General features: G+C 71.8%; 10 protein-coding genes. 8 read left to right on the forward strand and 2 right to left on the reverse strand.

Annotated features, from left to right (window positions below):
• Positions 1–55: 55 nt before the first annotated feature.
• The gene (locus AB5J87_RS36310) at positions 56–1,750 is read left to right on the forward strand and encodes a hypothetical protein (protein WP_369383783.1); all 1,695 of its coding nucleotides are present in this window, start codon (positions 56–58) and stop codon (positions 1,748–1,750) included.
• A gap of 70 nt (positions 1,751–1,820) precedes the next feature.
• Entirely contained in the window at positions 1,821–2,258 is a 438-nt protein-coding gene (locus AB5J87_RS36315; RefSeq protein WP_369383020.1) for a glutaredoxin domain-containing protein, read from the forward strand.
• 280 nt (positions 2,259–2,538) lie between these two features.
• On the opposite strand, the gene AB5J87_RS36320 is transcribed toward AB5J87_RS36315, so the two are convergent.
• Complete coding sequence (locus AB5J87_RS36320) at positions 2,539–6,186, reverse strand: FG-GAP-like repeat-containing protein (RefSeq protein ID WP_369383021.1); 3,648 nt, start codon at positions 6,184–6,186, stop codon at positions 2,539–2,541.
• Between the two features lie 237 nt (positions 6,187–6,423).
• Between AB5J87_RS36320 and AB5J87_RS36325 the strand changes: the two genes are divergently transcribed.
• From AB5J87_RS36325 to AB5J87_RS36350, 6 genes are all read left to right on the forward strand, one after another.
• Positions 6,424–12,711: an RHS repeat domain-containing protein gene (locus AB5J87_RS36325; RefSeq protein WP_369383022.1), complete on the forward strand. Its 6,288-nt coding sequence runs from the start codon at positions 6,424–6,426 to the stop codon at positions 12,709–12,711.
• Positions 12,712–12,867: 156 nt separating this feature from the next.
• Entirely contained in the window at positions 12,868–13,293 is a 426-nt protein-coding gene (locus tag AB5J87_RS36330) for a hypothetical protein (RefSeq protein WP_369383023.1), read from the forward strand.
• Positions 13,290–13,604 carry a hypothetical protein gene (locus AB5J87_RS36335; protein WP_369383024.1) on the forward strand — a complete coding sequence of 105 codons (315 nt, stop codon included), beginning with the start codon at positions 13,290–13,292 and terminating at the stop codon, positions 13,602–13,604. Before AB5J87_RS36330 ends, AB5J87_RS36335 begins: the two co-directional genes overlap by 4 nt.
• A 96-nt stretch (positions 13,605–13,700) precedes the next feature.
• Entirely contained in the window at positions 13,701–14,441 is a 741-nt protein-coding gene (locus AB5J87_RS36340) for a DsbA family protein (RefSeq protein WP_369383025.1), read from the forward strand.
• Positions 14,442–14,771: 330 nt separating this feature from the next.
• Positions 14,772–15,119, forward strand: coding sequence for a hypothetical protein (locus tag AB5J87_RS36345; RefSeq protein WP_369383026.1), 348 nt, complete (start codon positions 14,772–14,774; stop codon positions 15,117–15,119).
• A gap of 792 nt (positions 15,120–15,911) precedes the next feature.
• Positions 15,912–19,592, forward strand: coding sequence for a hypothetical protein (locus AB5J87_RS36350; RefSeq protein ID WP_369383027.1), 3,681 nt, complete (start codon positions 15,912–15,914; stop codon positions 19,590–19,592).
• A gap of 205 nt (positions 19,593–19,797) precedes the next feature.
• Here AB5J87_RS36350 and AB5J87_RS36355 read toward each other — a convergent pair whose 3' ends face one another.
• A complete protein-coding gene (locus AB5J87_RS36355) occupies positions 19,798–20,640 on the reverse strand; it encodes a DUF6415 family natural product biosynthesis protein (protein WP_369383028.1) in 843 nt (280 codons plus the stop codon).
• Positions 20,641–20,740 lie beyond the last annotated feature (100 nt).

Raw genomic sequence — 20,740 nt, forward strand, 5'->3', positions numbered from 1 at the left:
CCTGGCCACGGCGCCATCTGCGGCCCCGGCACCAGGCCCGGACCCAGGGCCGGCCGTGTCCGTGACACCGCTGCCCGCAGCGGACGAAGCGCTGCGCCAATATGCCCGGAGTTCCCTGGCCGAGGACGAGCGGGCCTGGGGGCCGAAGGCGCATCCGGCGCCGATCCCGCTGCGGTACGCCACCGTGGGCGCGGACTTCACCGACCCCGGCCCGACCGCCCCGGATCTGAGCGGTACGTACGACGACATCGGCGAGGTCTTCGCCCTCGCCGGCTCGCACCGTCTGGTGATCCTGGGCGACGAGGGGAGCGGCAAGACCGAACTGGCCCGGCAGCTGGGCGTTTCGCTCCTCGCCGACGCGGAGGGCGTCCCGCGTCCAGGGGCGCGTACGGATGCGGATCCCGGCCAGGACGTCACCGCAGCTGTCGCGGGAACAGGCGCCGCCCTGCCGGTGATGATCTCGCTCACCGACTGGACGGCCGAGGACGAACCGTACGGGATGGCGGGCTGGCTGGCCCGCCGGCTCACCGGCACCCGCACCGGCGCCGACGACGTACACGCACTCCTCACCCAGCGCCGACTCCTGCCCATACTCGACGACTTCGACCAGCTCCCCGCGCGAGCGCGCGCCCACGTCCTGCATGCACTCGACCAGCTCCCGCAGCAGGCGCCGTTCGTGCTGGTCAGCGGTTGGAAGGAGTTCACCGACACGGTGGAGCGGACCGACACCGTCATCGCCCGCAGCGTCGGGATCCGGATCTGCCGACTGGACGTCGCCGACCTGGACGGCTGGATCCAGCGCACCTTCCGGACGGTGTCCAAGACCGCCGAGTGGTCCCAAGTGCTGGAGGCGTTGCGCGCCGACGCGAACGCTCCGGCCCGGGAGCTGCTGAGCGACCCGTTCTTCGCGGGCGCCGCCCGGCTGCTGTACAGCGACGGCCGCGCCGACCCGGGCGAGCTGGTCCGTGACGGCGTGACCACGGCCGGCCTGGAGGCCCGCCTGCTGGAGCGTCTGCTGGGTGCGACGGCGCCGCCGCCGCGGCGCACGGGCAGCGAGCCGGTGACGGATGCCCAGGTCGACAAGGCGCTCCGGCTGGTGGCCAGCGCAACGAACCAAACCGGCGAACCCGTCCGCAAGCTGCGCAGTGTGTACCTACGGCGTCGCCAACGCCGCCGGTCCGCCGCCGCGTACGGCGTCGCCTTCTTCTTCCTGTGCCTCCTCATCGCCGATTTGCCCCTCGCACTGATGGCGGCGATCGGCGGCTACCTGTACCTGCGCCACGACCTGGAACGGCCCCTCCTCGGCGGCCGACTGCCCAGCCTGCCGCGCTGGGCGAGGCTCAGCCTGCTGGGCGAATGTCTCCTCGGCCTCCTCGGTGTGGCTCTCGTCCCCACCTTCTCAGCAGCCGAGAGCACGCAACTGGCGTTCTGGGCGAGACTTCTGTCGACCGTGACGGTGCTGGGGTGCTGCTGTCTGCTGTTGGCCACGCTCGATGGAGCGTGGCTGCGGGCGAACATCCGCTCGCTCCTGCAACTGAACGACCTCACCCCGCCGCGCCTTGAGGAAGCCTTGGACCTCGCACGGCGCCGAGGTCTGCTGCAGTGCACCGGCCGGGGCATCACGTTCACGCACCCGGCGGTGGCCCGTTGGTACGGCGAAAGGTCTTCGGGACCGCTGAGGGAGCTTTGGCAGGATCACCAGCCGAGGCTGGACCGATGGGGGAGGAGGGCGCGTCCGACCACCAGCTGATCGCGCCCTGGCCGCCCAGTCCCAGGCGGACCCCCGTGGCACTTCCGGCTCACCGATAGGCTGCGTCACCATGATGCGTACCTGGGGGCTGCCCCTGTTGCTGGTGTTGGGCGGCTCGTCCGCCGCGACGGGGCTGTTCGTCCAGGGAAGCCCCGGCTCAGCCGCAGTACTCCTGTTGGTGTTCCTGGTGCTCGCAGGCATGCACTCGCCCCTGATCTTCCCCCGGTCGATCGGCGCACTGGAGGCACAGCGCCGCAGCGCGGCCGACGGCCGGCCCGTCGTGTTCTGGCGGCCGGGCTGCAAGTACTGCATACGACTGCGCATCCGGCTGGGCCGCAGCGCCCGCCAGTTGTACTGGGTGGACATCTGGCGTGACCCGGCGGGAGCAGCGGCGGTGCGGGCGGCCAACGACGGCAACGAGACCGTGCCGACCGTCGCCGTGGCGGGTCGGCCACACACCAACCCGGGTCCTGAGTGGGTGCGCGAACAGCTCTCCCCTTCCGCGTGATCGGCCTCCGCGCGCTGTCGGAGAGGCACCCTCGGGCTGGAGCGGAAGCGGGCGAGGGAGTGTGTGAACGCCGGTCTTGCGGTGTCCGCCAGGATCGTGCCGGTCATCCGGATGGTCTTCTCGACCGTGGTTGCCCGATGGCCCATCCGCCCGAGGGCGGCCTCCACCCCGGGCAACTGAGTGGGGGCGGGAGCGGGGCCGGTGGTCCGGCCTCGCTCCCCCCCTGGCGGCGCGTCCCTGTTGGCCTGGAGTTCCCCGGCCAACAGGTCATCGCACGGTGTTACGGCGTGACGAGATTGTTCGCCGTGCCGAGGCCGCCGGTGCCGTTGCCGTTCTGGAGGGCCAGGCGGCCGTTGTTCCAGAGGGTGAGCAGGTCGGCCTTGCCGTCGCCGGTGAAGTCACCGCCGGCGATCGCCTTGGTCTCCTTCCACTCGGCGTTCGGCGCGAGCAGTGTCACGTCCTGGCCGAGTCCGCCGGTGCCGTTGCCGGGGTGGAAGCTGAGTTCTCCGTCGACCCAGCGTGCGACGAGGTCGGCCTTGCCGTCCTGGTTGAAGTCGCCCGAGGTGAGCTGGACGTCGAACTTCCAGACGGAACCGGCTGCGGCCAGCTGCTTCTCGGCGCCCAGGCCACCCGTGCCGTTGCCGGGGTAGAGGCTGAGGACACCGGTGGAGCGGGCGCTGACCAGGTCGGTCTTGCCGTCGCCGGTGAAGTCTGCGGCGGCCAGCGCGACGGCGCTCTTCCACGCCTCGCTCGGCGCGGCCAGCATGATGTCCTTGGCGAACCTGCCGTCCCCGGTACCGGGGTAGAGGCTCAGCTCGCCGTCGCTCCAGCGGACGACCAGGTCGGTCTTGCCGTCGCCGGTGAACTCCCCGGCGGTGATGACGGTGGCGTGGTTGGCCCACAGGCCGTCGGCGGCCTGGGCCTGGATCTCGGCGCCGAACCAGCTGGTTCCGGTGCCCGGGGCGATACGGATCTCGCCGTCGGTGCGCACGGTCAGCAGGTCGGTCTTGCCGTCGCCGGTGAAGTCGCCGCCGGTGCTGAGCTTGACGCCCTTCCACTGCGCGGCGTCGCCGAGCGTGGCCTTGGGGTAGGGGCCGCGGAAGACCGTTCCGGCCGCCGGGTCCGGGTGGCCGGCGACGATGGCCGGGCGGCCGGTCGCGGTCTGGATCCACAGGTCGCCGTGGTCGTCCCCGGTCAGGTCGCCGTCGGCGCCGAGCTGGGGGTGACCGGCACGCGTGAGCCCTTCGGCGATCCGCACCCGGCGGTCCGTCTCGCCCAGCGAGTTGCCCGGGTTGTCGGTGCTGTTGAGGATCTGGAAGAGGTCGCCGGAGCCGCCGTCGCGCAGCCACAGGTCGGCGAGGCCGTCACCGTCCGCGTCGCCCGGGGCGAGCAGGTCGGTCGTGGCCCAGCCGGTGGCGCCGAGCTTCACCGGGGTGTCGACCTTGCCGTCGCCGGTGCCCGGGTAGAGGTAGAGGCTGTCGTCCTCGACGGTGAGGAGGTCGGGGTAGGTGTCCCAGGTGACGTCGCCGGCGGAGACGAAGCTGGTGACCTTGGACCAGTCGGGGCTGGGTGCGCCCGCCGGGCGCGGCAGCGTGGTGGTGGCCTGGAAGTCGCCCATGCCGTCGCCGGGGTAGAGGCGCAGGTTCTTCGGGTCGAGGGGCAGCAGGGCCAGCAGGTCCTCGTAGCCGTCGCCGGTCCAGTCGCCGCGGTGGCTGAGCTTGCCGCCCGACCAGCCGCCGCCGAAGACCTTGGCGTCGCCGAAGCCGCCCTTGCCGTTGCCGGGGTGGCGCGAGAGCTTGTCGCCGTCGATGGTGAAGACGTCGGTGGACCCGTCACCGTTCATGTCGCCCTCGGGGTCGGCGTGCGAGGTGCCGGTCTTGAAGGCGTACTTGTAGGTGTCGGAGAGGTTGCCCGCGCCGTCCGCGCTGCGGACGTAGAGGGTGTTGGCGCCCCACTTGAACGGGGTGAGCTTTGCCTGGGCGGTGCCGCCCGGCTTGTCGGCCTTGACCGTGGCGGGCTTGGAGCCGGTGGTGAAGTCGTGGTTGAGGGAGTACTGGAAGGACTCGACGTCGGCGATGCCGTTGGCGTCGAGGACGAAGACGCCGGGGGTGCGGGCGGCGGCGCCGGCCTTGTCCTCGGGGTACTGCTCGGAGGAGACCTTGGGCCGCTCGGCGGGGCGGGTGAAGTCCACGCCGAAGGAGCAGGTCGCGGTCGTGGCCGAGGTCACGCCGTACGGGTCGCGTGCCTGGACGTTCCAGGAGTACGACTCGCCGTCCTTGAGGAGTTCGGTGGCGATGCGGACCTTGGCGGGCGAGCCCGACTTGACGGTGGTCTCGGGCGTGGTGATGTCCGCGCCACCGAAGTGCTTGAAGGTGAACTTCGCGGTGACGTCTCCGCCGTCCGGGTCGTTCACGGTGGCCTGGAGCCCGATGCCCTTCTCGGTGAGCACCTTGCCGATCTTGGGGAGGGGCTGGGTGCGACCGCAGGGGATGGCGGGGTCGGTGACGACGTCCGAGGGGGTGTCGGGGGCCCGGTCGTACTCGGTCACGAGCACCGGGTCGTTCTTGAACTTCTTCCAGGCGTACGTGTCGGACTCGTTGCCCGCGCGCAGGCCCAGGGTGATGTCGTTCCAGCTGCCCTCGGCGGCCTGCTGCACGGTGGGGGTGACGTCGAACTCGACGCCGCCCGCCGGGCAGTCGCTGCCCCAGCCCTTGGCGACGTTCGCGGAGCCGATCTTGGACATCCAGCTCGGCTGGTTGTTCCAGTTGGTGCCGGAGTTGATCTGGCCGGTCTGCCACAGCTCGACGGGCCGCGCCGAGCACGACCAGGACCACGTCTCGTAGGCGCGGAAGGTCGACTTGGTGACCTTGACGCCCTTGAGGTTGCGGGAGTCCATGGTGAACAGCGAGCGCGAGAGGCCGTCGGTCTCGTTCTCGAAGCCGACGCGTGCCGGGTCGGTGGAGTTCCAGAAGCTGGTGGTGGGGTAGCGCTTGTAGACCCGGCTCCAGTTGGCGCGGTTGCCCTGCGCGTACTGCTGGCTCATCTGCACGGGGTACTGGGTGGCGGCGGCGCGCAGGAAGGCGGTGTCGGTGGCCAGGCGCAGGGTGGTGCCCTCGACCTGGGCGCCGCCGAGCGCGGTGCGCGAGCGGTCGGGGCCCTGGGGGGCGTCGTCGCGGCCGGGGCCGCCGCCGGTGGAGTCCGACAGGACCGGGGCGGGCGCGGCCAGTGACGGCTCGTCGGCGCCGCGCGCGGGGGCGGCGGCGACGTTTCCGGTGGAGTCGGCGCTGAGCTTGAGGCCGTCCGCCGAGCGGGCGGTGAGCTTGATCTCGCCCAGCGCGGGGTTGTCGGCGGCCTTGCGGTCCTTGATGACCAGGTCCTGCTCGACGCCCGCCGCGGCGGCGGTCAGCCGCAGGTCGACGCCGGGCAGCACCTCGGGGTAGAGGGCGCCCGAGCCGTCGACGCGCGGTGCGGGCAGGGCGGTGGGCCAGTGGTAGGAGAGGGCCTTGCCGTCGGCGCCCTCCATGGTGAGCAGCGGGCCGTCGCCGCCGGGGGAGAAGGACATCTGCATCGCGGTGGCGGCCGGCTGCCAGCGCCCGTCGGCGTTCTTGTGCAGCGCGGTGTCGACGGGGATCCAGGTGTCGCCGCGCTTGACGCGCTTGGGTGCGCCGAGGGTCTCCTCCAGCGTCATGGTGCCCGAGGGGTTGGCGAAGAGCTCGCTCGTCTCGGTGGTCGCCCGGTCGACCCGGACCCGCTTGCCGGTCTTGCGGGCCTCGGCGCGGGCGCCGTCCTCCGCTGAGGTTCGGGGTGATTCAGGCGATTTGCTCTGGACGTGAAGCCCATAGGCGTGGGCGGCGGTTGCGGGCGCGGCCAGCGCGAGCAGCGTGGCCATCGCGGTGGTGCGGATGCGATGGCTCGGGGGCCGAGGCACAGGTGGTCCTCTCAGACATGACGGGTAGAACGCGCACACTTTACACAGCATTTACTAATGGTTTGCCTGTGCTTCCATGTGCTTTGAGTCGCCCTTGACCGACAGGTCATGTGGCGTCCCAGTCATGCCGTCATGCATTCAATGCTTTTGAGCGGGAAGTTCGTTTTGATATCTTCAAATAGGTATGCCGGTTTTGGGTGCCTTCGTAGGGCCCGGAGACCTCGGTCCCGGAGCCATGTGAGACTCCTGGCGGGCGTGTTGCTGACCGCGCTGCTCGCCCCCCTCCTCGGCAGCTGGCCCGCACTGGCCGCCGAGCGCGCACTGCTCGACTTCCACCTCCGCAAGACCCAGCAGGAGAAGTCGGTCTCCGGCACCCCGGTAGCGGTGAAAACACCGGGCGGCGACCCGATGAGGGGCCGGGACTACCGTCCCGCCAAGGCGACTTGGCCCGCCGCGGGCACCGCCGAGGTCGACCTCTCCGACGCACCCGCCGCGCCCGCCCTGCGCTCCCTGGGCGCGGGCGCCCCGGCCGCCGGACGCGCCGCGGCCCAGGGCCTCAAGCAGGCCGGAACGCTCCCGGTGAAGGTGGGCCGCACCGAGGCCCCGGCCCCGCTGAAGGCCGCCGCGCGCAGTGCCGCCTCGGCCCCTGCCCTCGACCCCGCCCCCGGCAAGGTCGGCATCTCCCTCCTCGACCGCACGGCGGCCCAGCAGGCCGGCGTGGACGGCCTGCTCGTTCGCCTTGAGCGCAAGGACGGCAAGACGGCAGGCGGGTCCATACGGGTCGAAATGGACTATTCCGCCTTTGCTCAGGCATACGGAGGGGACTGGGCCTCCCGGCTCACCCTGTTCCGCATGGGCGACGGCAAGAACGGCGGCCCGGCCGTCCCGCTCACCGGGGTGAAGAACAACCCCAAGCTGCGCACACTCAGCGCCGACGTGCCCCTCGCGGCCTTCGGCGCGGCCCCGGCCACCTACGCCCTGGCCGCCCAGGCAGCCGGCGACGGCGGCAGCTTCAGCGCCTCCTCGCTCTCCGCCTCGCAGGCATGGGCCGAGGGCGGATCCTCGGGTGCCTTCACCTACTCGTACCCGGTCGAGACGCCGGAATCCCCGGCAGGCGAAGGCCCCACCGTCGCGCTCTCCTACAACTCCCAGGCGCTGGACGGCCGTACCTCGGCCACCAACAACCAGTCGTCCTGGATCGGCGACGGCTGGGACTACTCCACCGGCTACGTCGAGCGCTCCTACAAGTCCTGCTCGCAGGACATGGGAGGCGGCGCCAACAACACCGCCAAGACCGGCGACCTGTGCTGGGGCCCCGACATCGTCACGCTCTCCCTGGGCGGCTCCTCCTCACAGCTGGTGAAGGACGAGAAGACCGGTGTCTACCGGCCCACCAAGGACGCCGGCGAGAAGGTCGAGCGCCTGAGCGGCGCCAGCAACGGCACCGACGAGGGAGAGCACTGGAAGGTCACCGCGACCGACGGCACCCAGTACTTCTTCGGCCTGAACCGCCTGCCCGGCTGGGGCACGGGCAAGGAGGAGACCAACTCCGCCTGGACCGTCCCCGTCGCCGGCAACAACAAGGGCGAGCCCGGCTACGCCACGGCGTTCGCGAACTCCTTCAAGACCCAGGGCTGGCGCTGGAACCTGGACTACGTCGTCGACCCGCAGGGCAACACCTCGACGTACTGGTACACCGCCGAGCGGAACAACTACGGCAAGAACAACGGCGACACCGGTACCTCCTACGTGCGCGGCGGCCACCTCAACGCCATCCGCTACGGGCAGAAGTCCGACGAGCTGTTCACCGCGAAGCCGCCCGCCGAAGTCGCCTTCACCACCGCCGAGCGGTGTGTGCCCGGCGCCGGTGTGGACTGCGACCCGGCCAAGCTGACGAAGACCACCGCGAAGAACTGGCCGGACACCCCGTTCGACCAGATCTGCGCGGACGGCGCCAAGTGCACCACGCAGAAGTCGCCGACCTTCTTCAGCCGCAAGCGCCTGACCGACATCACCACCCGTGTCCTCGTCGGCGGCGCCCTCAAGGACGTCGACTCCTACAAGCTGGAGCAGAGCTTCCCCGAGACCGGCGACGGCATGCCGCCGCCGCTGTGGCTGAAGTCCATCACCCGCACCGGCAAGGACGGCACTCCCGTCACCCTGCCGCCGGTCACCTTCACCGGCGAGCAGCTGGCCAACCGCGTCGACGGCCTGGAGGGCCTGGCGCCCATGGTCCGCTGGCGCGTGGCGTCCATCAAGACCGAAGCCGGCGGCGTCATCGGCGCCACCTACTCGGCCCCCGAGTGCACCCCCTCCTCGCTGCCCGAGCCCGCGACCAACGCCAAGCGCTGCTACCCGGTGTTCTGGGCCAAGGACGGCGCCGAGAAGCCGACCGTCGACTGGTTCCACAAGTACGTGGTCACCCGCGTCGTCGAGAGCGACACCACCGGCGGCGCCGCCGCCAAGGAGAGCTCCTACGAGTATCTGGGCGCCCCCGCCTGGCACTTCGACGACAGTGAGATGGCCAAGCCCGAGCACCGCACCTGGAGCCAGTGGCGCGGCTACGGCAAGGTGCGCACCCTGCTGGGCACCAAGGGCCAGGCCGGGCGGACCCAGACCGAGGCCGTCTTCTTCCGCGGCATGGACGGCGACAAGGCCGCCTCCGGAACCCGCTCGGTGAAGGTCGCCGACTCCGAGGGCCGCGAGATCACCGACGCCGACGCACTCGCCGGCACCGTCCGCGAGACGCTCAGCTACGACGGCGAGGGCGGCAAGCTGCTCGGCGCCGAGGCGTCCGACCCGTGGCTGCGCGGCGCGACCGCGTCCCGCCCGCGCACCGGTCTTGCCCCGCTCACCGCGTGGATGACCGCCACCGCCGAGACCCGCACCCGCACCCTGGGCGAGGGCGAGCAGTGGATCCGCACCCGCAAGACCACCACGTACAACGACCACGGCGAAGCCGTCGAGGTCGACGACGCCGGTGACCTGTCCACCGACTCCGACAACCTCTGCACGCGCACCACGTACGCGGAGAACGCGGACAAGTGGATGTTCGAGGACCCCGAGCGCGCCGAGACCGTCTCGGTGTCCTGCGCGGCCACCGTGCAGCGGCCCGGGGACGTGGTGACCGACACCGTCACCTCCTACGACGACAAGGGCAACGTCACCGAGGTCAAGGGCCTCAAGGACTACGCCGACGGCAAGGCGCAGTACAAGAGCGCGTCCAAGACCACGTACGACACCTACGGGCGTCCGCTGACCGAGGTCGACGCGAGCGGCAGGACCAGCCGGACCGAGTACGTCCCGGCCACCGGCGCCAACCCGGTCAAGACGACCGAGACCGACGTCCTGGGCAACGTCACCACCCTGGAGATCAACCCGACGCGCGACCTGCCGCTGGCGCAGACCGACCCCAACGGGCGGCGCACCGACGCGGACTACGACGCGCTCGGCCGCACCCTCGCCGTCTGGGCACCGGGACGCACCAAGGACACCCAGACGCCCTCGGTGCGCTACCGCTACGAGATGTCGCAGACCAAGCCCTCCGTGGTGACCACGGAGACGCTGAAGGACGACGGCAACTACGCCGCCTCCAACGTGATCTACGACGCCCTGCTGCGCGAGCGCCAGACCCAGGTTCCCGCGGTCGGCGGCGGCCGGGTCAACGAGGACAGCGTCTTCGACTCACGCGGCCTGGAGATCGCCCACAACGGTCCCTACTACAACGACCAGGCCGTCACCGGCGACCTGCTCAAGCCCAACGACAACGAGCTCCAGCGCGCCACCGGCTACGTCTACGACGGCGCCGGCCGGCCCACGGCGTCGGTGTTCTACTCCCTCGGCGACGAGAAGTGGCGCACCACCACGACGTACGCGGGCAACGTCACCACCACCGTCCCGCCCAGGGGCGGCACGCCCACCACCACGGTCGTCGACGTCCGCGGGCACGTGGTGGAGCAGCGCCAGCACCGCACCACCACCGGGCCGGGCACCTTCGACACCACGAAGTACACCTACACCCCCGAGGGCGACCTCGCCACCATCACCGACGCGGCGGGCAACACCTGGACCAACACCTACGACGTCGCGGGCAACCGGACCAAGGTCACCGACCCCGACTCCGGCACCCAGTCCATGGCCTACGACGACCAGGGCCACCTCACCTCCACCACGGACGCGCGGGGCAAGAAGACGTCGTACGAGTACGACATCGCGGGCCGCAAGACCGCCGAGTACGAGGGCGGCACCGACGGCACCAAGCTCGCCTCCTGGTCCTACGACTCCCTGGCCAAGGGATATCTGAGCTCCTCCACCCGCTACCAGGACGGCCGCGCCTACACCGAGGCCATCGACGGCTACACCGACGACTACCAGCCCACGGGTATGACGGTCACCGTCCCGGCCGAGGAGACGGGCCTGGCGGGCACGTACAACGTCAAGTTCGGCTACACCACCACCGGCCAGATCGCCTGGGAGCAGTACGAGGCCAAGGGCGGCCTGAAGGCCGAGCGCGTCACCCACACCTACACCGCGGACGGCGTGCCGGCCGCGACCACGGGCGGCGGGGTGCGCTACGTCCAGGAGAGCAGCTACTCGCCGTTCGGCGAGGCCACGCAGCTGGTGCACGGCACCGCCGGCGCGCGCGTCGGCGTGACCACCACCTATGACGAGGCCACCCGGCGCCTGGAGCGCTCGGTCGTGGACCGCGAAGTCACGGGCGGGGCCAACACCGACGACCGCTCCTACGTCTACGACCCGATGGGCAACGTCCTGGGGATCAACTCCAAGCAGGACAACAACGCGCTGGGCACCGACAACCAGTGCTTCCGCTACGACTACCTCGGCCGTACCACGGACTCCTGGACGCCGAAGTCCGGCTGTGCCGCGGACTCCGCGCCCAAGGCCGAGGACCTGGCGGGGCTCGCCCCGTACTGGCACTCCTACACCTACGACGTGATGGGCAACCGCACCTCGCGGACCACCCACGACACCACGGGGAACACCGCCAAGGACATCAAGGACACCTACACCTACAACGCGCCGGGCACCGCCCAGCCGCACGCCGTGCGCAAGGTCACCACGACCGGCGGCATGACGGGCGAGTCGTCCTTCGACTACGACGAGTCCGGCAACACCGTCAAGCGCACCCTCCCGGAGCTGCCCAAGGGCCAGTCGCTGAAGTGGGACGCCAGCGGCGACCTCGTCGCCGCCGACACCGAGGGCAACACCAGCAGCTACCTCTACGACGCCGAGGGCAAGCAGCTCATCACCCGCGGCCCGCAGGGCGTCACCCTCAACCTGGGCGACGAGCAGTTCACCTGGGACCCGGCGAAGAAGTCGCTGCGCGGCACGCGCTACTACACCCACGGCGACGAGCAGGTCGCCGTACGCACCGCCGCCGACGACGGCACGACCCCGGTCAGCTACCTCATCAACGACCACCACGGCACCAACGTCACCCAGATCGGCTCGGTCGGCCTGGACGTGACGCGGCGCACCCTGGACGAGTTCGGCAACGAGCGGCTCAAGCAGTCCGCGCCGTGGACCGGGAACAAGGGGTTCGTGGGCGGCACGCTCGACCGGACCACCGGGCTCACCCAGCTCGGCGCCCGCCCCTACGACCCGCAGCTCGGCCGGTTCATCTCGGTCGACCCGGTCCTGGACCCGACCAGTCCGCAGCAGCTCAACGCGTACCAGTACGCCAACAGCGCGCCCGCGACGATCTCGGACCCGGACGGGACCTGGTGGGGCGAAAGCGTGTGGAAGAAGGCCAAGAAGAAGGTGGCGACGGTCACCCACAAGGCCACGAACTGGGTGAAGCAGAAAGTCGTCGCCCCGGTCGTCAAGCAGGTCAAGAAGGTCTACCACAAGTACGTACCGAAAAAGCTCCAGAAGATCGTCCGGAGCGTCAAGCAGAAGGCGACCAAGATCTGGAAGTCCACCAAGCGGTGGGTGAAGACCAAGGTCTGGCCTACAATCAAGCGGGCCTATCACGCCACGCGCAAATACGTGGCCAAGCAGGTCAAGGCGGCGGGCAACCGGATCCGCAAGGCCGGGGACTCGGTCTCCAGCGGAGCGAAGAAGGCGTCCGACGCGATTTCGCACAAGGTCGACTCCTTCAAGAGTGACTGGAAGCACAAGGTGGTCGACGTGGCCATCGGCGCGGTCGCGGCCGCGGGTACCGCGGCCTGCGTCGCCTCGGTCGTCTGCGGTGGCGGTCTGTTCATCGTCGGCGCCGCGGCCCTGTTCACCGCGGGCCTCGGCGCCCACATGGCGGTCGCCTCGGACGACGAGCGCAGAAAGGGCGGAACCCAGTTCCTGCTGCGCACGGGCAAGGCGGAAGCCAAGGGCATCATCAGCGGAACACTGTTCGGCCGCGGCCTGGTGGGCGGACTGCTCAAGGGCGCGAAGTCCCCGGCGGTCTCCGCGCTCAGCAGCCGGTCCGGATCGTCGCCCTTGTTGTACGGCGTACCCAGAAGCCAGTGGGGAAGCACGATCGTGAACCACGTGCGGAACCTCTTCTAGGGTGGGTCCCGGTGGGCGTCGGATGCATTCCGGCGCCCACCTGCCGCGCCACCGCTCCACTCCCGGAGCGGCGGCGCGGAAAAGCGCAGACAGAATTGCCGGACGCGGAATCCGCGGACACGGAAGCCGACACGAAAGCGGATACGGAAAAGGAAAATGTCGACCATCATCGAGATGCTTCTGATCCTCGCGGTGGCGGGTGCCACGACGCGGGTCGTGATGTCCGTGCGACGCCGCCGGGCAGCCGAGCGGTCCGCCCAGCTGCGGGACGGAAACCGCGTGGAGATCCCCTGCCGCATCACCTGGAAGCAGGGGACGGGCAGCCGGCGGTCGGTCTACGGAAAGCTGACCGCGGCCCCGGACGGCGGCCAGGTCCTCTTCGTCCGCCCGATGCGCTCTGCCGTGCCGGTCCCGGCGGGCCGGATCGCGCAGACGGCGAACAGCTGGCGGGCCGGGAACACCGACCTGCTCTACCGGACCCTGGACGGCCAGGAGATCCGGATCATGACGAGCGCCCCCGACACCAAGGCCGTCACGGCGCTGCTCGGCCGCCCCGGCACCAGCACGGGCGGTACCAAGTGAGCCACGACCCCAACTTCGGGACCGGACCCGGCGACGGGCACGACCCCCACGCACGCGCCGCCGCCGACGAAGCCGCCGAGCGGGAGGCCCTGCGCGCCGACCTGCCCGACGCGCACTTCGGACTGGCCGCCGCCATCATCCTGTCGGCTCTCGTCGGAGCCTTCGTCGCACCGCTCTACGGGCTGCTCGTCGCGGGTGCCTTCGCCGCGATCTTCCTCGTCGTCCTCGGCGCGCAGTGTCTGGCCGGCTTCACCTGGGAGTCTGTCCGCCGGGCGTATCTGGTCACCTTCGTCTGGGGCCGCTGGCTCTGACCACCCGGGGCGCGCGCCACGGGCGCACGCCCACGCGGTCGGCCCGCCTCTCCCTCTCCACGTTCCCTCTACGTCTGCTCAAGGAAGTCCGTCCCCGTGCTGAACCGTTCCACCCGACGCCGCACCACCCTGGGGGCACTGGCCGTGCTGCTGTGCACCGGCGCTGCTGCCTGCTCCTCCGGGAGCGGGGAAAAGGCCGAGCCCGCGCCGACCGTCTCCACGGTCGGCCCGACCGCGCGCGCCGGGCAGGCGATGGCGACGCTCGCCACCCTGCCCGCCAAGCTCGGCGCCGACGGGGTCTCGCTGGTCGTCGGCAAGGACTCCGCTCCGCACACGGTGAAGGTGCTGGAGGACCCGCGCTGCCCGTACTGCGCCAAGTTCGAGACCGCGGCAGGCCCGAAGCTCGCCGAGCTCACGGCCGACGGCAAGATCAAGATCGAGTACACCATCGCCTCGTTCCTCGACGCGAACCTCGGCGGCAGCGGCTCGGCCAACGCCGCCCGGGCCCTGCGCGCCTCCGTCGACGCGGGCAAGTTCCCGCAGTTCCACGCGGCCCTCTACGCCTCCCAGCCCAAGGAGTCGGTCGACGGCTTCACGCCCGCCTTCCTGCTGACGGTCGCCGACCAGGTGCCCGGGCTGCGCGGCGCCGCCTTCGACAAGGCGGTCGGCTCCGGCGCCCACGCCGACTGGTCCGCCCGCGCCGAGAAGGCATTCGAGACGTCGGGCGCACGCGGCACGCCCACGGTCCTCCTGGACGGCAGGCCCCTCGGACCCGATGACGCGCTGTACGAGGCGGGCGCCTTCACGAAGGCGCTCAAGGAACGCGGCATCGGCTGATCCCTCGGGGTGGGTGCCCCCGAGTGCCCTGACCACGTCCTGGCCCTTGCGTTCGCCGGCTTCGGCCTGCCGCTGTGCCGCCCCTGCCCTGGTCCGGCAGACCTCGCGGTAGCGCGGGTCTGTGGCCTGTGGCCGGTTCGAGTCGACGGCTTCCACGGCTTCCGGTGGCCGTCGGTGAACTTCCCTATGGAGGTCGTAAACGGCCCGCCGAGGGCGTGTGATCCGTTCGGGTGAGGAAAATCGGTTCAGCGTGTGGCGGGGAGTGACCGGGCCAGAAGGAAGCCGGAAGGGTGACTGCCGTAGGTCTACCGCTTCTTGAGGAGACGTCCCATGCTGCTTCGCCGTGCTTCCCTCGCCGCCTTCGGCGCCTTCACCCTCCTGCTGGCCATCCCGTCCTCGGCCTCCGCCGCCGTGGGCGAGTTCCAGTACTCCTACGTCGGCTTGGACGGCAAGCCCCACGTCCGCATCCTGCTCGACCCCGACAGCCGTGAGTGCATCACCCTGTCCGAGGTCGCCGACCCCGCCGCCAGTGAGCCTGCGCACTCCCCGCGCAACCGCACCACCTCGACGGCCACGGTCTTCACCGGACCCGACTGCGACGGCGACTACTTCACGCTGCGCCCGCTCGTCGGCCGCGGCAGCGAGCGGCTGAAGCTCCGCTCCGTCGTCTTCAGCTGAGCCAACTGGGCCGGGCCCGAACCCGTAGCGGGGCGGGAGGCGTTCGTCGGCCGCCCTCCCCGCGACGAGGACGCCTCCGGCCTGCGATGAGTTCGGGCCGGAATCACGGCTCCTGAGAAGTGGGGGAATCGGGCCATGCGCGATGCTCCGCACAAGTGCCGGCCGGGGAAGGAACCCCGGGTGACCTCGTCCACCGGTCCCGTCGGTCGACGCACCGTCAGCCCCCAGCCCTGGTAGCGCCCGAGGCGATCGCACACGGGAGCTTGGGGAGCTGCTCGTCGCCGAGCTCGTTCAGCGGCAGCTCGTCGGCACTCGGCATGGCCGCGACAATACCGACCCGTCGGTGTGCCGGAGTCGCGGTTGCACGGGAGAACATGGGTCGCGGTGGCCGCCCGCCACCCGGCGCCCCGGCCGCCCTCGGACCCGGACGGCGGGGTCCATCGCGCGGGTCTTGGGGGCGGCCTTACGTGTAACTCCTGCGGCCCGGCCGCGATTTCGGCGTGTTCGGTGGCCAATCGCCGCTTTGGGCGTGCCGGGGGAGGACACGGAGTGCGCGCATCGCTCGCGTGATCGGTGCAGTGAGGTCTGGCGCATCTCCCCGGGCCGGTCCGATTCGACCACTGCCGGAGTGCCTGGCGGATTCGGCCCGGGACATGGCATCAGCGCCTGGTAAAAGTGTCCTCCTGGCACCGGCCGTTCGCCGCGCCGCGCGCGAAGTACCCCTAGCCTTACGGGAGATGAGGGGCGACGCCCGGACGGACGGGCCGCACCGTTCGAGGGGGTGGGGGCGAGGTGCGTCGGTTCGTCGCTGCGGGGCTACAGGTGGCGCTGCTGCTGATCGGCGTGGTGGCGGGTCTGGCGGCCAACTTCCTCACCGGTGACGCCGGCCACCCGCCGACCGCCGTCGCCTGGGTGCAGCGGTGGGCCCTGGGCATCCTGGTGGGGGCGGTCGTCCTGGCGGTCGCCGCCCAGTTCGCCGCCTCGCTGCTGGACGGTGCCCCGCCCTCGCGTCCCGTATGGTCCACCGACCGCATCCCTTACCCCGGCCTCCGGTCCTTCGACACGGACGAAGCCGCGGTGTTCTTCGGCCGCACCGCCGACATCGACCGCCTCGCCGCCAAGGTGGCCGCGTTCGGCGACGCCCCCGCCGCGCGGGTGCTGGCGGTCGCCGGAGCCTCCGGCGTCGGCAAGTCGTCACTGGTGCGCGCCGGTCTGCTGCCCCGGCTCAAGAGCACCCGGCAGTGGATCGCCCCGTCCGTCCTCACCCCGGGCCGCTCACCGCTGCACGGGCTCGCGCTCGCCCTCGGACAGCTGCTGCCGGACAGCGACCCGCACACGCTCGCCACCGCGCTGGCCGGTCCCCAGGGGTCCGCCGAACTGGTGCGCGCGCTGGACCGCGTCCGCAGCCGCGAGACGGGCCGTCCCGCCCGGGTCCTCCTCGTCGTCGACCAGGCGGAGGAGCTGCTGACCCTGGCCGAGGAGCGGTCCACGGCCTCCTTCCTCGCCGTGCTCAGCGGGGCGCAGGCCGTCGATCCCGGGCTGTGTCTGGTGTTCGTGACGCGGCTCGACTTCATGGCGGCGCTCCTCGCACAGCCCTACGGTGCGCTGTTCCAGGACCCCGTGCTCGTGGCGCCGCTGCGCACTGACGCGCTGGCCGAAGTGGTGGAGGGGCCGGCGGCCCGGGCCGGGCTCTCCTTCGAGCCCGGCCTCGTCGCCCGGATCGTGGCCGACACCGGCAGCGGAGAGGCACTCCCGCTGCTCGCCTTCACCCTTGCCGGGCTCGCCCGGCGCGCCGAGCGCGACGGCCTCGTGCGGACCCGGGCCTACGAGGAGTCGGGCGGGGTCCACGGCGCCCTGTCGGCCCACGCCGACCAGGCACTCGCCGGCCTCGGCCCGGAACAGCGGGAACGAGCGCTGCCCACCCTGCTGCGCTTCGTCACCCTCAGCGAGGGCGCGCCCGCCCGGCGCCCCGTGCGCCGTGACGAACTCGACGCCATCGAACGGGCCGTCGTGGAAGCGTTTGTGACGGCCCGTCTGCTGACCACCTCGGACGACGGGGACGGCCAGGTGGTGACCCTCTCGCACGAGGCCCTGCTCGTCCACTGGCGCCCGCTGGCCGACGAGATCGCCGCGCGGGCGGTGTTCCTGGAGCGGCTGGCGGAGCTGGGCGCCCTCGTCCAGGACTGGATCCGGTCCGGGCGCGAGCCCGCCTATCTCGTCCGCGAGGAGCGGCTGCGCACGGTGGAGCAGTGGCTGGCGCAGGACGGGCAGCTCGGCGCGGACGCCGACACCCGCGCCTTCCTGGAGGCCGCCCGAGCGGCGGACGGCGAGAGCGCCCGGCGCCGGGCCGACGCCCTGGCCCAGCAGGCGCTCGACCGCCAACGCCGCGACCCGGAGCTCGGGCTGCTGCTGGCGCTGACGGCGGTGGAGGAGTACGCGCCGACCGCGCGGGCCCGCCGGGCGCTGGTGTCCGGGCTCGACGCGTTCCGGCTCGGGCAGGTGCTGCGCGGCCACGCCTACATGGTCCGCCAGACGGCCTGGTCACCGGACGGCCGCCTCATCGCCACGGCCGCACACGACCGCACCGTACGCATGTGGAGCGCGGACGACGGGTCCGCTGTGCGGGTGCTGACCGGGCACGCGGATGCCGTTGACGCCGTGTGCTGGTCGCCCGACGGCGGGCGGCTCTGCTCGGGCGGGCGCGATCTGGTCCTGCGGCTGTGGGAGACCGAAACGGGTGCCCCGCTGCGTGTGCTGTCCGGCCACACCGACCGTATCGACGCCCTCGCCTGGTCTCCGGACGGCGGGCTGCTGGCCTCGGGGTCGGCCGACGCGACGGTACGGGTGTGGGACGCGGACACCGGAGCGTGCCTGCACGTGCTGACGGGGCACCAGGGCAACGTGCGCCGCGTGGTCTGGTCGGCCGACGGGCGCCTCGCGTCCGCGGGTGCCGACGGGACCGTGCGGATCTGGCCCGCGGACCGGACCCGGGGCGCCCGCGTCCTGACCGGGCACCGCTCGGCCGTCACCTCGGTGGCGTGGTCGCCGGGCGGCGACCGGCTCGCCAGCGTTTCCGACGACCGTACGCTGCGCGTCTGGGCCGCCGACGACGGTGCGCTCCTGCTGGCGGTGCCCGCCCACACCGACACGGTCTGGGACGTGGCCTGGTCCCCGGACGGCCGACGGCTGGCCACCGCCTCCTCCGACTACACCGCGCGGCTGTGGGACGCGGGCTCGATGGCTCCGCTCCAAGTCCTCGCCGGGCACCGCGACTTGGTGTGGAGCGTCGCCTGGTCCCCGCGCGGTGACCGGCTCGTGACCGGCTGCCAGGACTCCGTCGCCCGGATCTGGGACGTACGCAACGGCACCGAGCGGTGGGTCATGAGTGGACATGAGGCGCTGGTGCGGGATGTGTCCTGGGCGCCGCGCGGTGCGCTGGTCGCCACCGCCTCGGACGACGGGACGGTGAGGGTCACCGACGCCGCGAACGGCGCGGTGGCGCGCGTCCTGGAGGGACACGAACTGCCCGTGTGGGAGGCCAGCTGGTCGCCCGACGGCCGCCGTCTCGCCAGCGCAGGCCACGACCGGACCGCCCGCATCTGGCCGCTCGACGGCTCCGCCGCGCCGGTCGTCCTGACGGGCCACGAGGACTATGTGTGGCGCTCGCGCTGGTCGCCCGACGGGCGCCTCGTCGCCACCTCGTCCTCCGACGGCACGGCCCGGCTGTGGCAGCCCGACGGCGCCGGTGCGGCGCGGGTGCTGCGCGGCCACGACGGCATCGTCGCCACGCTCGCCTGGTCGCCGGACGCGCGGCATCTGGTCACCGGCTCCCACGACCGTACGGCCCGGATCTGGGACGCGCAGACCGGCGAACCGGTGCGGGTGCTGCGCCACCACGAGAAGACGGTGTTCGAGGTGGCGTGGTCACCGGACGGGGCACTGGTGGCGACCATGGCATGGGACCACACCGTCGGCCTGTGGGAGGCGGCGAGCGGACGACTCCTGCACGTGCTGCGCGGACACACCGACACGGTCACCCATATTCGCTGGTCCCCGGACCCCACCGTGCTTGCCAGCGTCTCGCGGGACCGCACCGCCCGGCTGTGGGACACCCGCACGGGCTCCCTCATCCGTGTCCTGGGCGGCCACGACGACTTCGTCCGCGATCTGGCCTGGTCCCCGGACGGCACCCGGGTGGTCACCGGGTCCAACGACTGCACCGTCCGCTCCTGGTCACCGGCGGAGGACGCCGAGGCCGATGTGATCGGTACCCACGCCGCGCCCGTGACGGCGGTGGCCTGGTCGCCCGACGGTCGCGCGGTCGCGTCGGTCTCGCACGACCTCACCCTGCGCGTCTGGGACGCCGCCCGCGACCTGTCCGCCCTCACCGGCGAGGCCCGCGCCCGGCTGCGCCGCCCGCTCACGGCCGAGGAGCGGGCGGAGTTCGGGGTGCCGGAACGGCGCGGGGGGTGATGCGGGGCCCTGGGGGATTCGCGTACGTGAGGGGCGGGAGTGAACGCCGGTTGCCCGGGCGTGAGGTCCGGCGCACCAGCGCTCAAGTCGTCCGCCCCTGCCGGAATGCCTGTCCTTCTGCGACATCTCCGCCTTCGCCAGGCGCACTTCACCGCGTACCAGCTCCTCAACTAATTGACGCCAGCACCCGCCGTGCACCGGGCGGTCAGCGCGCCGCCGCCGGCGCATCGAGGGCCCGCAGCAGCTGCACCGTGTCGAGGCAGCATCTGGCGAGGCGATGCGCGTGGGCGTACTGCGTCGAGAGGTGCTCCGACTTGCTGTCGAGGGCGAGTTGGCGGTGGGCTTCGGTGACGCCGAGGAGGACGCGGCTGCGTGACGGGTCGTCCACGGGCAGGTGTGCCTCGGTGTCCTGGAGGGCGGGCAGCAGCATCATGAGGTGGCCGCGGTAGCGCAGTGTCCGTGCCGTCGCGTCGTCCAGCGTGAGGGTGTCGGCGCGGGCCGGGGTTCCGTCGAGGAGGCTGCGGCACTCGTGCGTGATCCTGGCCAGGTCGGGCCGGACCGTAGCAGCGACGCCCCCGGGCTCGGCGGCGCGGCGGCGGCCGAGGCGGATGACCCCGTCGACCCCGGCCGGGACGCAGAAGTCCTCCCGACGGCGCGGCGGGCAGATCCAGTACGCACCCGGGCGGGCCGTGCGGTGCACAGCGGGGACACCCAGCCACGTCGTCTCGGGGGTGAGCAACTGCGCGTCCGGGGTGTTGTGGTGGGTACAGGTGCCGAGGGGGACGAGGGCGTAGTACCAGACGCCTGAGTTGTAGGCGTCGTGGATGACGGGCCCGTCCATCATGTGGTCCAGGTACGCGGCGACCGTGTCCGAGTCGCCGCTCTGTGCGGCGGCGTGGACGATGGCGGCGGAGATGCGGACGGTGTCGAAGGCCCGGCCGGTCGGCAGTATCGCCAGGCCACTCATCATCCACTCCCCGCGGGCCGCCGGGGGTGCTGGGTGCGCGGACGCGAGCCAGTCGGTGATGGCCGCGGTCTGGTCCGTCACGGCGCGGTCACCTCGGTCGCCAGCTGTGCGGGGTCTGTGGATCCCGTTTGGGCAGAGTTCTTGGGTTCGGCCATGACCAGACCGTACGGGCGGTATACCG

Source organism: Streptomyces sp. cg36 (assembly GCF_041080675.1).
Classification (GTDB): Bacteria; Actinomycetota; Actinomycetes; order Streptomycetales; family Streptomycetaceae; genus Streptomyces.

What these genes read in the sequence shown, in the direction of transcription:
- AB5J87_RS36315 (WP_369383020.1), top strand. Translation starts at nt 1,821, where the DNA reads ATGATGCGTACCTGGGGGCTGCCCCTGTTGCTGGTGTTGGGCGGCTCG.
- AB5J87_RS36330 (WP_369383023.1), top strand. Translation starts at nt 12,868, where the DNA reads ATGTCGACCATCATCGAGATGCTTCTGATCCTCGCGGTGGCGGGTGCC.
- AB5J87_RS36345 (WP_369383026.1), top strand. Translation starts at nt 14,772, where the DNA reads ATGCTGCTTCGCCGTGCTTCCCTCGCCGCCTTCGGCGCCTTCACCCTC.